Source organism: Cupriavidus sp. 207A1 (assembly GCF_057798955.1).
On record NZ_JBYOJO010000008.1, the window covers coordinates 297,992 to 311,840 of the forward strand.

13 protein-coding genes and 2 pseudogenes are annotated in these 13,849 nt (G+C 65.0%); 12 read left to right on the forward strand and 3 right to left on the reverse strand.

The genetic code is table 11. The features are described from left to right. Window positions 1-256 precede the first annotated feature (256 nt). Window positions 257-460, forward strand: a complete 204-nt coding sequence (locus AC3FMM_RS17435) for a tripartite tricarboxylate transporter substrate-binding protein (RefSeq protein WP_488687141.1) — start codon at window positions 257-259, stop codon at window positions 458-460. Further along, window positions 442-582, forward strand: a pseudogene (locus tag AC3FMM_RS17440) (tripartite tricarboxylate transporter substrate-binding protein); the annotation flags it as partial. The gene AC3FMM_RS17435 and the pseudogene AC3FMM_RS17440, both read left to right, overlap by 19 nt. 144 nt (window positions 583-726) lie before the next feature. Here AC3FMM_RS17440 and AC3FMM_RS17445 read toward each other — a convergent pair. Next, the gene (locus AC3FMM_RS17445; RefSeq protein WP_488687175.1) at window positions 727-1,068 is read right to left on the reverse strand and encodes an FAD-dependent monooxygenase; all 342 of its coding nucleotides are present in this window, start codon (window positions 1,066-1,068) and stop codon (window positions 727-729) included. A 24-nt stretch (window positions 1,069-1,092) separates the two neighbouring features. Here AC3FMM_RS17445 and AC3FMM_RS17450 point away from each other — a divergent pair. Continuing rightward, window positions 1,093-1,412: pseudogene (locus AC3FMM_RS17450) on the forward strand (type 2 periplasmic-binding domain-containing protein); the annotation flags it as partial. A gap of 309 nt (window positions 1,413-1,721) precedes the next feature. Next, window positions 1,722-2,180: an Lrp/AsnC family transcriptional regulator gene (locus AC3FMM_RS17455; protein WP_488687142.1), complete on the forward strand. Its 459-nt coding sequence runs from the start codon at window positions 1,722-1,724 to the stop codon at window positions 2,178-2,180. Here the strand turns inward: AC3FMM_RS17455 and ftrA are convergent. Beyond that, a complete protein-coding gene (gene ftrA, locus AC3FMM_RS17460; RefSeq protein WP_488687143.1) occupies window positions 2,171-3,232 on the reverse strand; it encodes a transcriptional regulator FtrA in 1,062 nt (353 codons plus the stop codon). The two genes, AC3FMM_RS17455 and ftrA, sit on opposite strands and share 10 nt — an antisense overlap. A 235-nt stretch (window positions 3,233-3,467) precedes the next feature. Between ftrA and AC3FMM_RS17465 the strand changes: the two genes are divergently transcribed. Further along, window positions 3,468-3,815 carry a DUF3088 domain-containing protein gene (locus AC3FMM_RS17465; protein WP_488687144.1) on the forward strand — a complete coding sequence of 116 codons (348 nt, stop codon included), beginning with the start codon at window positions 3,468-3,470 and terminating at the stop codon, window positions 3,813-3,815. Between the two features lie 187 nt (window positions 3,816-4,002). On the opposite strand, the gene AC3FMM_RS17470 is transcribed toward AC3FMM_RS17465, so the two are convergent. Beyond that, on the reverse strand, window positions 4,003-6,336 hold the full coding sequence (locus AC3FMM_RS17470; RefSeq protein ID WP_488687145.1) for a molybdopterin guanine dinucleotide-containing S/N-oxide reductase: 2,334 nt from the start codon (window positions 6,334-6,336) through the stop codon (window positions 4,003-4,005). Window positions 6,337-6,543: 207 nt separating this feature from the next. Here AC3FMM_RS17470 and metC point away from each other — a divergent pair, with 207 nt between their 5' ends. From metC to AC3FMM_RS17505, 7 genes are all read left to right on the forward strand, one after another. After that, a complete protein-coding gene (gene metC / locus AC3FMM_RS17475) occupies window positions 6,544-7,773 on the forward strand; it encodes a cystathionine beta-lyase (RefSeq protein ID WP_488687146.1) in 1,230 nt (409 codons plus the stop codon). A 68-nt stretch (window positions 7,774-7,841) separates the two neighbouring features. Continuing rightward, on the forward strand, window positions 7,842-8,777 hold the full coding sequence (locus tag AC3FMM_RS17480) for a 4-hydroxy-tetrahydrodipicolinate synthase family protein (protein WP_488687148.1): 936 nt from the start codon (window positions 7,842-7,844) through the stop codon (window positions 8,775-8,777). A 19-nt stretch (window positions 8,778-8,796) separates the two neighbouring features. Next, window positions 8,797-9,576 (forward strand): SDR family NAD(P)-dependent oxidoreductase, encoded by a 780-nt coding sequence (locus AC3FMM_RS17485; RefSeq protein WP_240074423.1) that lies wholly within the window; start codon window positions 8,797-8,799, stop codon window positions 9,574-9,576. Window positions 9,577-9,681: 105 nt separating this feature from the next. Next, window positions 9,682-10,713, forward strand: coding sequence for a Bug family tripartite tricarboxylate transporter substrate binding protein (locus AC3FMM_RS17490; RefSeq protein WP_488687149.1), 1,032 nt, complete (start codon window positions 9,682-9,684; stop codon window positions 10,711-10,713). A gap of 23 nt (window positions 10,714-10,736) precedes the next feature. After that, window positions 10,737-12,041, forward strand: a complete 1,305-nt coding sequence (locus tag AC3FMM_RS17495; protein WP_488687150.1) for a D-amino acid dehydrogenase — start codon at window positions 10,737-10,739, stop codon at window positions 12,039-12,041. 204 nt (window positions 12,042-12,245) lie between these two features. Then, window positions 12,246-13,301, forward strand: a complete 1,056-nt coding sequence (locus tag AC3FMM_RS17500; protein ID WP_488687151.1) for a porin — start codon at window positions 12,246-12,248, stop codon at window positions 13,299-13,301. A gap of 76 nt (window positions 13,302-13,377) precedes the next feature. Beyond that, on the forward strand, window positions 13,378-13,849 hold a 472-nt coding region (locus AC3FMM_RS17505; RefSeq protein ID WP_488687152.1), incomplete at its 3' end, for a Rossmann-fold NAD(P)-binding domain-containing protein.

Consider the following 13,849-nt stretch of genomic DNA (forward strand, 5'->3'; position numbering starts at 1 on the left):
ACGTACCTTTACGATCGTTTTGTCGGCTTGTCGGTCTGGCATTGACATGATGCTACTGCTCTGCCCACCTTTTCCCATGCGGGGCGGGCGCGCGCGCAAACATGCGCCGTGCTGGTGCTGAGGCTTGCCTGCGCGGTGTCGCCGGGCCTCACGCGGGCAGACGCTTGCCCGCCAACCCGGTCACGATCGTCGTCCCCTATGCTGCGGGCGGCACCGTCGACAAGGTGGCGCGGCAAGTCCAGGTGGGCCTGCGCGGATGGCGCAGACGGTGGTGATCGACAACCGCGCGGGCGCGGGCGGCACCATCGGCACGGGACAGATTGCGCGCAGAGTCGGCTATACGGTAGGCACGGTGTTCGACAGCTTCGCCACCGAGCCGCATTTCTACCCAAAGCTGCCCCTATGCCTCGCACCGCGACCTGATCGGCGTTTCTTTCCTACATGGTGCGCTCGCCGATAGTGCTGGTCGTACCCGCCGCCTCGCCCGACAAGACCGTGCAGGACTACGTGGCGGCGGGACGCGTGCCGAAGAAGGTGTCCTACGCATCGGTGGGCAAGGGGCAACTCGAACTGCTCGTGGCCGAAGCGTTCCACGGGGCCGCCGGCACCAGCGGCATCCATACCCCCTGGAAGACGCCGTCGCCGGAACAGCGCCGTCGGCCTGAACGGCGGCGGCTGGGGCTGCTGCCATCGCACGGACAACACCGCCACGGTCGCCAGCCGTGCTCAGGAGTGCGCGATACCCATGATCCGGTTGCCCATGCCAATGCCCCACGCCGTCATTCTCGCGCCCTCCGCCAGGCGGTCCTGCTGCCAGGCCGACAACGCGGCGTCCAGATCCTGCCCATGCGCCTGTGCAACGGCAAGCGCGAGCGCCACGGCGTCGCCGGCCGCCTTTGCCGTGCCGCCCGCGGTGTGCGGCCGCGGCACAAAGGCCGCGTCGCCTGTCAGCACCACGCGGCCGAACCGCATGCCGGGCACCTGAAGGGCCTGTATCTTCTGGACGAAGATGTCCGTGGTGTTCTCGATCAACGCCCGGAACGCGGGGTTGGCATGCGCGGCGCCCATACGGCGAATCCAGCGCTCCTGCCCGGGAACGAGCGCTTCGCCCGCACCCACCTGTCGTCCCAGGCCAGGCTGACCATGCACAAGGACAACCTGACGATTTTCGACGAGGTCATCCAGGGCCGCGCCGACGTCTTCCTCACCGAGGCCGCCGAAGCCATCGTCCAGAGCAAGGCCCATCCCGAGCTGTGTGCGGTCAATCCCGACAAGCCGCTGCAGTACGCTGAGATGGGCTATCTGCTGCCGAATGGCGACGAGGTGTTCAGCGGTACGTCGACCAGTGGCTGCACCTGGCCAGGGCCGGCGGGGAGTTCGATGCGCGCCGTGCGGTATGGCTGGGGAAGTAGCATTTTGCAGCGTGGCCTGCCATTTGGCAGCTCCGATGGCCGGCGCGACAGACTCGCGATCGGCTATTGAGGCGCTTTCCATCCGATCACGGACACAGGGCTGAGGCTCCAGTTGTCATAGTCCGTGGTCCGACGATGGGATCAACCCGGGCGTGGCGGCAGTGGAATCGGCGTGCCGCGGTCCATGCGGCTCACTTTGGCATGATATGAACGCAAATTGTCGTTCGCACCACTAGTCCGTTGAACCCCGGCTCCATATCCTGTGCTCGTGGACTTTACTCATGCCTCGGACACAGCCAGCTAATGGACATGGACCGCTACGATATACAAATCCTTGCCATCCTGCAGGACGACGCCGCCGTCCCCGTAACGGAAATCGGGGACCGCGTCGGCCTGACCTCGACACCTTGCTGGCGCCGCATCCAAAAGCTGGAAGAGGCCGGCATTATTCGCAAGCGGGTTGCCTTGCTCGACGCAGACGCGTTGAATGCCGGGGTCACGGTCTTTGTCTCAGTGCGTACCAGCCAGCACAACCTGAAATGGATCAAGCTGTTCCATGGATTGGTGGCATCGATCCCGGAGGTGACCGAGCTTTACCGGATGGCCGGCGACACCGATTACCTGCTGCGCGTGGTAGTGCCGGATATCGCGGCCTATGATCGGGTCTATAAGAAACTGATCCAGGGCGCGGAGCTCGCCGATGTCAGCTCCAGCTTTGCAATGGAACAGATCAAGTACACCACTGCGCTACCCCTGGATTACGCGTAAGCCGGCACCGGCCATCCCGGAAGCGCAGCGGTGCTGAAACGCCGCCTGTAGTATCCGGGACTGGTTCCAAACCGGCTTCGGAAGTGATTTCGCAACGTGGCTGCAGCGCCGAACCCCACTTGCACCGCGATGTCATCCACGGACGCATCGGTCTCTTCGAGCAACACCCTCGCCCGGCTCAGGCGTTCTATCAGCAACCACTCTCCGGGCGGCATTCCCATCATGCTGACAAAGTGCCGCTGGAAGGTGCGGGCACTCATTGCAGCTTGCCTTGCCATCCTGGCAATCGGCCAGTCCTGGTCCAAGGTCGTGCGCACCGCGTCAGCCAAAGGCGCCAGCGAGGCGTTGCTGCGTCTAGAGACAGGTTCGGCAATGTACTGCGCTTGGCCGCCTTCGCGGTGTGGCGGCATGACGAGTCGGCGCGCGACCTGATTGGCTGCGCGCGGACCAAAGTCACGGCGGATCAGGTGCAGGCACAAATCGATTCCCGCTGCACTTCCGGCCGACGTCAGGACATCGTCGGCATCGACGTAGAGCACATCTGCCTCTACCCGGATTTCCGGATATCGCTCCGCTAGCATTGCCGCGTGCCGCCAGTGCGTAGTCGCGCGCTTGCCGTCGAGCAATCCTGCGGCGGCCAGGACAAAGGCACCCGTGCAGATCGACATGATTCTCGCCCCCCGCTTGTTCGCCTTTCGCAAGGCACGGCAGAGCTCGGCTGGCACTTCCGCTTCAATATCGCGCCAGCCCGGGATGATGATCGTCTTCGCCTTCGCCAGAAGTTCAAGGCCACCGTCAGCCTGGACCTGAATGCCGCCCGGCCCGCGCAACGTCCCGAGCTCTGCCGAACAGGTCGCAAAGCGATACCAAGCTTCCCCCATTTCCGGCCTGGGCATACCGAACACTTCAACGGCGCAGCCGAATTCGAAGAGGCTCAGGCCGTCGTAGACGACGACCGCGACAAGGCCCCCGTTGGCGCCCGATTGCGTTTCCTTCCTTGGCACGATGCAGGTAGTAATAGGTATTGATGCCATCTCGCCGGGATTTTGCATCAGCTGCCTCGCGTCTCGCAAGCGTTGAAACGCGGCAGTTGCAGCGCACCGCGAGGGTATCCGACGCACGCAGGCCCTGCGGATCACTATGCGGCGCACTTTGGCATGATCCAGACGAAAATTGTCGTTCGTGCCACTAGTTCATTCAACCCGCGATCCCTATCCTTGGCTCGGTGGATCGCGACCCGACGGGAGCAGAATCCGCCAGAAACTTCAATCTACAGTGAGAGAGAAAGTGAAAGACAAGCTACTGATGCTCCGCCCCGGGTTTACGCAAGGCCTGGAAGGCCCCTTCTATTGCGGCGATGCCGTTGCCATCGAAGGCCTGCTTAGCTTTTTCCCGCAGTTGCGCAGCCAGATCGACGTCGAATACATCGATGCGCAGCGGCCTCGCAAAGCAATCGTCGACCTGATCGGCGAGGCAAACCAGTCCGCCCCCGTTCTGGTGCTCGGCGCCGGACGCAAGCCGGTGGACGACAGCGTGGAGATTCGCGTGCACGGTCAAACGCTCTTCGTCGACTCCCCGGACCATATCCGTCGATACCTATCGTCGCAGTATGGCGTAGCGCACTCAACTTCCTGACCGCCGCCCAAATCTGACGCTCGTGCGCGAAGCCGGGTGTGACAGGCAAGGCTTCGCGCCGCGCTCAACCAGTGCCCCGAGCGCGGCCACCACTGAGCGGCGGATGCTTGCGAGCTCGATTGGGGTGCCGAGTGACTTTTCTGCCCAAGACCCATGCGCAGAGCGAAAACGGCACTCGCCATGCGTTTCAGCCAGGCAGCGGCGACACCTGCGGCGGGTCGAAGGCACGAACCTCCGGCGCTTCTGCGTTGGACCACGGCGCGATCTCGACCAGCGCGGAATGCGCGCTGCACCCCTGGGCCAGGCGGGAGGTGCCGCGGTCCATCGTCAGGACGTTGGGATTGCCATGGCGTTCAAGCGAATCGTCGCTCGCATCGAACCAGGCACCGGTCGGCATTACCACAACGCCACGCATCAGTGCATCGTCCAGACGTACCCCCGCCAGACATGCCCCGCGCTCGTTGAACACGCGTACGATGGCGTTCTGCGCGATGCCGCGCTCCGCCGCATCCAACGGGTGCATATGGATTGCCTGCCGGCCCCGGACCTTCATGGCCAAGGAGTGGCTACCCGCGTCCAGCTGCGAGTGCAGCTTATCCGCCGGCTGGGATGTGATGAGGTGCAAAGGCCAGCGCCGGGCTGCGGCATCGCCAAGCCATTCGGCAGGAGGTAGCCAGGACGGATGCGGAGGGCAATCCTGATAGCCGAACTCGCCAATGCGCCGGGAGTAGAGCTCGATCTTGCCGCTGGGTGTGCTCAGGGGACTGCCCTCGGGATCGGCACGGAAGTCCGAGAACAACACGAACGGCGCGCCCGGCTCCGGCAAGCCGGTGTACCCCTTCTCCCAGAACTGTTCAAATCGCGGCGCGTCGAAGCCGGCCCCGGTCCAGCGTTCCACCATACTGTCGTAGATGTGGCGAATCCAGGCGAATTCGTCGCGGCCTTCGGTGAACGCCAACTCGCAGCCGGCGCGCAATGCCAGGTCTCGATAGATGTCGAAGTCGTTGCGGCTGCTGTACTGGGCTGGCAGCGCCTGATGCATCGCCAGCACGTACCGGTCTCTCGAGGAGCCGCCGATGTCGTTGCGCTCCAGCGTGGTCGTGGCCGGCAGGACAATGTCCGCGCGCCGCGCGGTTGGCGTCCACCAGCTGTCATGCACCACGATCGTCTCCGGCACTTGCCAGGCCCGTGCCAGCCGGTTGAGGTCCTGGTGGTGGTGGAACGGGTTGCCGCCGGCCCAGTACACCAGGCGTATATCCGGATAGATGCCTTCACGGCCGTTGAAGTCGTAGCGCTCCCCGGGGTGCAGGAGCATGTCCGAAATGCGCGCGACCGGGATGGCGCTGCGCGCGGGATTGGTGCCCGCGCCCATCTCCGGCGCCGCGACGTCGGGCCGGGGCGTGCCGGCACCGTTGATAGAGCCATGCCCGAACGCAAAGCCACCGCCGGGCAGACCGATCTGCCCCAGCATGGAGGCCAGCGCGATGCTGGCCCAGTACGGCTGTTCGCCGTGATGGGCGCGCTGCAACGACCATGTGCAGTTCAACATCGTGCGCTGCCGGGCTGCTTCGGTGGCAAGTTCGATGATGGTCTCGGCAGGCACCGCACAGATCGACTCCGCCCAGCGGGCGTCCTTGGCCAGGCCGTCGTTGCGGCCCAGCAAATATGCCGCGAATGCGTCAAAGCCTTCGCAATAGCGCGCCAGGAACGCCGTGGCATGCAGGCCACGCGTCAGCAGCGTGTGCGCCATGCCAAGCATCAGCGCGGTGTCAGTGTTGGGACGGATGGGCACCCAGCGGGCCTGCAGGCCGGCCGGGATGTCAGCGCGCGTCGGGCTGACTACGACAAACTTCACCCCTGATCGCTTTGCGCGTTCGATCCATTCCTGCGAACTGTGCGCGCCCGCGCCCCCGGAAGTGATCTGGGTGTTGCGTAACGGCAGGCCGCCAAAGGCGATGAACAGCTCCGTGTGTTCAAGAACGCTGCGCCAGTCGGTCACTCTCCCCGTGACCGGCTTGTAGGTGCCGATCACATGGGGCAACAGAAATTGCGCGGCGCCCCAGCTGTAATTGCCCGCCTGCGTGGTACAGCCCCCGCCTGCGAACAGAAAGCGGTGCGTCAGCGTGCGCGCATGATGCAGGCGTCCTGCGGAAGACCAGCCGTAAGAGCCGCCAAAGATGGAAGCATTGCCATACTCGCCGCGTACTCGGGCCAGTTCGCCCGCCACCAGGTCCAGCGCGGTGTCCCAGTCCAGCTCAACGAAGTCATCGTTGCCCCGCTCGCTGCGCTGCGCGTGCTCGCGCTTGCGCAGCCAGCCGCGCCGCACCGCCGGCCGACGGATCCGCAGCGGCGAATGCACCATCCCCGGCATGGATTGCAGGATCGGTGAAGGCGCGCTGTCGCCGAGAAACGGCTCGCACGCGACCAGTCTCCCGCCTTCCACCACCGCCGTATAGGCACCCCAGTGCGAAAGCGTTGGAAAGCGGCTGCGGACATCGGCAGCAGCAAGCGTAGTTGTCATGTTGGTCTCCTCCACCGGGATACAGACGCCCGCTACGAGCGGCGCAAGCGCCCAATGTTGGGCGAGCCACGCGAGCATTTTTTTCTCTTATGGATGGGATGCACCGATCAAATGAGATGAATTTTCTCAGGACGCATCCCTAAGCTGGTCGACATTCCAGCGGCAATCACCAACATGAAAGCCGCACCGCTCAGCCACGGAGATCCGATGAAAGAAAGCACTCAGTTAGTTTGCGCCGGCCGCCACCCGGAGCGGTTCGGCGGGGTCGTCAACACGCCGGTCTTCAGGGCCTCGACCATTCTCGCCGGGTCGATGGCCGAATGGGAGGAAATGAAGCGCGCCCGCGCTGCGGAAGAGCCTGGCGCAACGACCTATGGTCGTTACGGCACGCCCACGACCCATGCGCTGGAAGAAGCCGTTGCCGCGCTGGAAGGCGGTTACCGTTCGCTCGTGTTTCCGTCCGGCCTCGCGGCCATCAGCACGGCACTGACGGCACTGCTGTCGGCCGGTGACCACGTGCTGGTCACCGACAGCGCCTATTCGCCAACCCGCGCCTTTCTGGAGCGCGTACTGACGCGCTTCGGCGTCGAAGTCGAGACCTACGATCCCGCCGGCGGCACGCCGTTCGAAGCACTGTTGCGGGTCAACACGCGGGTCGTGTACGTCGAATCGCCGGGATCGGAAACGCTTGACATGCAGGACATCCCGGCAATCTGTGCTGCCGCGCATCGACATGGCGCCGTGGTAGTCATGGACAACACCTGGGCAACGCCGCTCTACTTCAAACCGTTCTCCCACGGCGTCGACGTTTCGATCCAGGCCGCCACCAAGTACATCGTCGGCCATTCCGATGCCATGCTTGGCGTGGTTACCTGCAATCGGGATACCTGGCCCCGGATCAAGCAGACCACTCAGGACATGGGTCAGACTGCCGGTCCGGACGACGTCTACCTGGCACTGCGCGGCCTGCGCACCATGGCGGTCCGGCTCCAGCGCCACTGGGAATCAGGACTGCGCGTTGCCCAATGGCTGGCGCAGCAGCCGCAAGTCGAGGCGGTGCTGCATCCCGCCCTGCCGTCGCATCCAGGCCATGCGCTGTGGAAGCGCGACTTTACCGGTGCCTGCGGCCTGTTCTCCGTTATCTTGCGCTCGCATTCCAAAGGATCACTCGCAGCCTTCGTCGACGCGCTGGAGCACTTTGGCCTGGGAGTTTCCTGGGGCGGATATGAAAGCCTGGCCATTCCTTTCACGCCGGGAAAGCACTTCACCAGCGCACGCTGGCCCTATCAAGGCCAGGCCGTGCGCCTGCATGTGGGTCTCGAAGACCCGCAAGACCTGATCGACGATCTGCAGCGCGGCCTGATGGCGCTTTCCGCGCATGAATCCACCGGGGAGGCAAGGCAAGGCGTCGACGCCAACCACACTTGCCCGACCTGAACGACAACCCTGCCTGCGCCGATCGTCCCGGCCCTGGCACCCATACAAAATTTACGACGGAGACAGACATGAGCAAGATGAAGATTGAAGGGTCCTTTGTGGCCCTGATCACCCCCTTTGCCAAGGACGGCAGCCCGGACTTCGGCGCGTTTCGCGAACTGCTCGATTTCCAGGAACGCCACGGGACCTCGGCGGTGCTGATCATGGGGTCCACGGGCGAGGTCTCGATGCTCTCGCAAAAGGAGCGTGAAGCGATCATCGTGGAAACCGCGAAGATGAAGACCGGCAGGATGAAGCTGTTCTATGGTTGCACCGGCAACAACACGCAGACTACCAAGGACTATCTGCGCTTTGCCAGGGCCAACGGCGCGGATGGCGCCATCATCGCCGCGCCCGCCTACATCTGCGCGCCGGAAGCCGATATCGAAAGCTACTTCCTGGAGGTGGCCGACGAGACCGACCTGCCCCTGGGCATCTACAACAACCCGCCGCGCGTGAAGACCGACCTGCATTGGGACAGCCTGCTGCGCATCTTCAAGCACCCCAACTATGTCGTCCACAAGGAGTCGACGACGCGGGTGGGACAGGTAGCGCAAGTGTTGCGCGGCGCGCCGGACGTCTCCGTGATGTGCTGCGACTCGCCCAACCTTGGCCTGGTCGTTCCGACCATGAGCCTGGGCGGCCATGGGACCGCGAACATGACCGGCAATATCGCCCCGGCGGAGCTGGCGCAGATCTCCCGTCCGTGGACATCCCCCGACACCGCGGCCAGCTTCCACCAGGCCTACCTGCGGAATCTGCAATTGCTGCACTACGCCTACTCCGCCATCAACCCGGTGGCGATCAAAGCGCTGATGAAGGCGGTGGGCCTGCCTTCGGGCGAACTGCGCAAGCCGCTCACCGGCCTGGAGGGCGAGCCCCTGCTGCGGGGCCTGCGCGTCGTCAAGGAACTCGAACTCGACCGGAAGTACGGCTGGTCGTCGCCGATGCTCAAGGCCATTTGAACCGAACCGGGAGCGATCAATGGAACTCGGCATTGCAGGTCGCCATGCACTCGTCTTCGGCGGGAGCAAGGGCATGGGGCGCGCTTGCGCGCAGCAACTGGCAGCGGAAGGCGTGAAGGTATGCATTGCTGCCCGCACGGAGAGCACGCTGGCCGCGGCGGCCACGGAAATCGGCGCCGCGACCGGGGGTGATGTCAGGTACGTGGTAGCGGACATCACCACGGACGCCGGGCGCGCCGCCGCGCTGGCGGCATGCCCTACCCCGGATATCCTGGTCAATAACGCGGATGGTGCCCCGCCCGGTGATTTCCGCCAGTGGACACCGGCAGACTGGCACGCCGCCATCGATGCCATGATGATCGGGCCGATCGACATGATCCGGCGGACCGTCGACGGCATGATCGAACGCCGCTTCGGCCGCATCGTGAATATCGTCTCGCGCAGCGTGAAGACGCCGCAACTGGAACTGGGTCTGTCCAATGGCGCTCGCTCCGGCCTGGTCGGCTTCGTCGCGGGGCTCGCGCGACAGACCGTTCGCCACAACGTCACGATCAACAACCTGCTCCCGGGCGTGTTCGCGACCGATGCCCAGCGCCACCACATCGAAGGCATGCTGGAGTCGACCGGCAAGAGCTTCGAGCAACTCTGGCACGAACGCGGCACCAGCAACCCGGCAGGCCGCTATGGCCGGCCCGAAGAGCTCGGCGCACTCTGCGCCTTCATCTGCTCCGGGCAGGCGGGCTATATCTGCGCTCAGAACATCCTGATCGACGGCGCGGCTTACCCCGGCACCTTCTGAGCCCCCGGCTTCACCGAAGCCATTTCAACGCAGCGCCTCGCATCCCACGTCACCGCAGGCGATGGCGCTGCCTTCCCTTGTCCAGCAAGTTACGTTGATCCGGCCATGCAACCACGCCCCCTCACCCAGATCGGTTCCCGCCACGTGCCCGTCGTACGCATGGGCATCTTCCTCCTGTCTTTCGTGACATCCGCGGGCGTCGCAAAAGCGGAATCCATGCCTGACAGCGCCTACCCCGTTCGTACCATCACCATCGTCGTGCCGCATGCGCCTGGCGGCTCGGTGGACGGCCTTGCGCGCGTGTTCGCAATGAAGCTCGGCCAGGAGCTGAAGCAGACCGTCATTGTCGACAACCGGCCGGGTGCATCGGGCCTTGTCGGTGCCGGCATCGTCGCCCGCGCGCCGGCTGACGGCTACACCCTCTACATCAACGCCTCGATCCACAACATCAACCCGATGCTCTACCGGAACACCATCAAGTTCGATGCGGTCAAGGATTTCACCGCCGTCAGCATGCTCGCGCAAGGTGCGCTGATCTTCAGCGTGAATCCACAGGTGCCGGCGACCTCGCCGCAGGCACTGGCGCGCGCCGTGAAAGCCAATCCCAAGCAGTACAACTTCGCGACCAGCGGCAACGGCTCCGCCGGCCACCTGGCCTTGTCCCAGTTCATGTACGACAGCGGCATCGCGGACCTGCAGGTGCCGATTGCCCTGTACAAGGGCGGCGGTCCGGCGCTGACCGACCTCATGAGCGGCCAGGCGCAGGGCATGATGGATCCCATGCTCTCGTCGCTGCCCGGGGTCAAGGCCGGCAAGTTGCGCGCGATCGCGGTGACCGGACGCTCGCGCAGCCCGTTGTTGCCGGATGTCCCGACCATGCAGGAAGCCGGATTCAAGGACTTCGAATTCTATTCCTGGTACGGACTGTGGGCGCCGGCCAGGCTGCCCGATGGGATCAGGAAAAAGCTCGACAGCGCCTCGGCAAGGGTCATGTCGTCGCCGGACATCAGGGATCGCCTGACCGGCCTGGGCTTCGAGAGCGCCTACAAGAATGGCGGTGACTTCGAGAAATATATCGACAGCGAAACCAGGCGCTATCGCGCGATCATCGATCGTGCACACATCACCGCCGACTGAATCCGTGGAACGGGGCAGTAGACATGCGCGTACTAGTGCTTGGGGCCGGCGTTGCCGGCATCTCCGCGGCCTACCATCTGTGGCGCGACGGCCATGAGGTGACCGTGCTGGAGCGACAGGCGGGCCCGGGGATGGGATCGAGCTTCGGTAACGCAGGGGGCCTTTGCCCCGGCTTCGCCGGCCCGTGGGCGTCGCCGGGCATGCCGTACAAGGTGCTGCGCATGGCCCTGCAAAAGCATGCACCGGTGCGCTTCTCGATGATGCCGGATGCCGCGCGCCTGCGCTGGCTCGCCAGATGGCTCAGGGAATGCAAAGCGGAGCGCTTTGGCATCAACAAGGCACGCATGCAGCGCATGGCGCACTACAGTATGCGCTGCATGCAGGCATTGCGTGATGAAGTGCCGGAACTCAACTTCGGCTTTCATCGCGACGGCACGCTGCAACTGCTAGAGACCGACCAGGAAGTCGAGCTGGCACGCTTAGCCACGCGCACACTCAGCCAGTTCCAGGTGCCATGGCGGATGATGACTCGCGATGAAGCCGTGGCGCTAGAACCATCCCTGCGGGGGTCTGCCGCAGCATGGCAAGGCGCCCTGCATCTGCCGGACGATGCCTCGGGCGACAGCGCGAAGTTCTGCGCAGGCCTAGCCACCTATCTTGCCCATCGCGGCGTGTCGCTTCAGTATGGCGCTTCGGCGACCCGTCTGGTCCATGCGCACGGCCGCCTTCGCAGCATCGAGATCACGCAGGGCGGGCAGACGGATCGGTGGCAGGCCGACGCCTGCGTGGTGGCACTCGGTTGCCAGGCACCCGCGCTGCTCGCTACCGCGGGCCTGCAGATCCCGATCTATCCGCTCAAGGGCTATTCGATCACGATCCCCATTGCCGATACCAACGCGGCACCACGCATGGCAATCATGGACGAGCACAACAAGATCATGCTGACCCGCCTGGGCGACAAGCTGCGCGTCGCGGGAATGGCCGAGTTGGTCGGATACGACTTGTCGGTGCGCCGGGCCCGTACGGAACTGCTGTCGACACTGACGCGACGGCTTTTTCCGCGAGGACTCGACCATGCCGCGGCCACGTCGTGGGCCGGCCTCCGTCCGATGACGCCGGACGGGCCGCCCATCCTCGGTGCGACACCACTGCAGGGCCTCTACCTGAATGCCGGCCATGGCTCCAATGGCTGGACACAGGCGTGCGGCACCGGCCGGCTTGTGGCCGACGCGGTATCCGGCAGGCCGCCGGAAATCGACATGGACGGACTTACCGTGGAGCGCTTCGGCATGCAATGCGCCGAACGCGCGCCGGCTCGCCTGGCCTGATCCATTCCGTTGCGCGGGCGCCGCTGCCGGCGGTGCAGTGCGCGGGGAATTCCATCCGCGGGGAGGCAGCGCGTGGGTGGCACGCACCGCAGCCCGCTGAAGCGCCATAACTCACCAAGCTATCGCCGCATCGCCCGTTCCGGGGCCAGCGGCGAGTGCTGCCCTGCGCGGGCAACAACTCGAATATGGATACGGAGGAGAACGATGAAGACATCAGCAAAGAGCGCCTTCGCGGCGTCGGTGGGATGCCTGCTTGCCGCGGCGGCACAGGCACAGTCAAGCGTCACGCTATACGGCGTCATGGATGCCGGCGTGGAGTATGTCAGCCATGCCGGCCCGGGTGGTTCGGGGTCCGCGTACCGCGTCACCTCCGGCAACACCGCGGCATCGCGGTGGGGCATGCGGGGCAAGGAGGCACTGGGCGCTGGCATGAGCGCGATCTTTGTGCTGGAGAGCGGTTTCCTGACCGACACTGGCATGGCCGGATTTGGCGGCCGCCTGTTCGGCCGGCAGGCATTCGCCGGTATCGCGGGGCCTTGGGGCAAGGTCACGCTCGGGCGCCAGAACAATATCCTGTTCGACTTGTTCATCCCCTTTGACACTAACCGCTATGCGCCCTACTCGGTGCTTGCCCACGACGCGCAGTTCGCCGGCCGGGCGGACAATGCCATCAAGTACACGGGCAACTTCGGCGAACTGACCATCAGCGGCCTGTACAGCACCGGCTATGACTCGACCATTGCCAACGGCAGCGAAGTCCCCGGCGCGCCGCGCGTCGGCCAGGAGATCGGTGCCGGCGCTTCATACACCATCGGCAAGGTCGGCTTGGCCATTGCCTATGACCAGCGCCGCGGCACCTCCACGGTCACGGCGGGCAATATTGAACGCCGCTACGCGGCAGGATTGCTCTACACCAGCGGCCCCTTCACGGCCGAGGCCGGATACCGGCTCCTGCAGAACGGACTAGCCGCGCCCGCCAGCCGTTCCCATCTCTACTGGCTCGGCGGTGCCTACGCGGTAGAACCGGCGCTGACGCTGCGCGCCGGCATCTACCGGACGGATACCCATGCCTCGGCTGACGACGCCACCAGCTACGTGCTGCAGGCGGCGTACACCCTGTCGAAGCGCACGGAGCTTTATGTCAATGCATCCTACATGGACAACGCGGGCCGCTCGACGCTGGGCGTGGCGAGTGCGACCAGGGTCGCGCCAGGTGTGGGACAGACCGGCGTGGCGGCGGGCATGAAGCATATTTTCTAGTACCACGCGCAGGGCGTTTGAGGGTATTCCGCTCGCCCGCTGCCGAACACCGACACAATCAGCCAAGGAGACAGAGATGTACATAGGTATCCCGCGCGAGACGCGGGCCGGCGAGACTCGCGTCGCCGCCACTCCGGAGACCGTCAAGAAATACGTCGCCCAGGGCCACAAGGTGGTGATCCAGGCCGGCGCCGGCCAGGGCGCCAGCCAGCCCGACGGCGCGTATGAGGCGGTCGGCGCCACCATCGGCAGCGCCGCCGACGCGCTCGGCGCGCAGATGGTGCTCAAGGTGCGCGCACCCGATGCCGCCGAACTGGCGCAGATGAAGCCCGGCGCGGTGCTGGTGGGCATGCTCAATCCCTTCGATGCCGAGAACAACGCGCGCATGTCGGCCGCCAACATCACCGCCTTCGCGCTCGAGGCCGCGCCGCGCACCACGCGCGCGCAGAGCATGGACGTGCTGTCGTCGCAGGCCAATATCGCCGGCTACAAGGCCGTGCTGGTGGCCGCGCACCACTACCAGCGCTTCATGCCGATGCTGATGACCG

Coding starts and splice junctions, on each gene's coding strand:
- AC3FMM_RS17435 (WP_488687141.1), top strand. CDS start 257: ATGGCGCAGACGGTGGTGATCGACAACCGCGCGGGCGCGGGCGGCACC.
- AC3FMM_RS17445 (WP_488687175.1), bottom strand. CDS start 1,068: ATGGGCGCCGCGCATGCCAACCCCGCGTTCCGGGCGTTGATCGAGAAC.
- AC3FMM_RS17455 (WP_488687142.1), top strand. CDS start 1,722: ATGGACCGCTACGATATACAAATCCTTGCCATCCTGCAGGACGACGCC.
- ftrA (WP_488687143.1), bottom strand. CDS start 3,232: ATGCAAAATCCCGGCGAGATGGCATCAATACCTATTACTACCTGCATC.
- AC3FMM_RS17470 (WP_488687145.1), bottom strand. CDS start 6,336: ATGACAACTACGCTTGCTGCTGCCGATGTCCGCAGCCGCTTTCCAACG.
- metC (WP_488687146.1), top strand. CDS start 6,544: ATGAAAGAAAGCACTCAGTTAGTTTGCGCCGGCCGCCACCCGGAGCGG.
- AC3FMM_RS17480 (WP_488687148.1), top strand. CDS start 7,842: ATGAGCAAGATGAAGATTGAAGGGTCCTTTGTGGCCCTGATCACCCCC.
- AC3FMM_RS17485 (WP_240074423.1), top strand. CDS start 8,797: ATGGAACTCGGCATTGCAGGTCGCCATGCACTCGTCTTCGGCGGGAGC.
- AC3FMM_RS17490 (WP_488687149.1), top strand. CDS start 9,682: ATGCAACCACGCCCCCTCACCCAGATCGGTTCCCGCCACGTGCCCGTC.
- AC3FMM_RS17495 (WP_488687150.1), top strand. CDS start 10,737: ATGCGCGTACTAGTGCTTGGGGCCGGCGTTGCCGGCATCTCCGCGGCC.
- AC3FMM_RS17500 (WP_488687151.1), top strand. CDS start 12,246: ATGAAGACATCAGCAAAGAGCGCCTTCGCGGCGTCGGTGGGATGCCTG.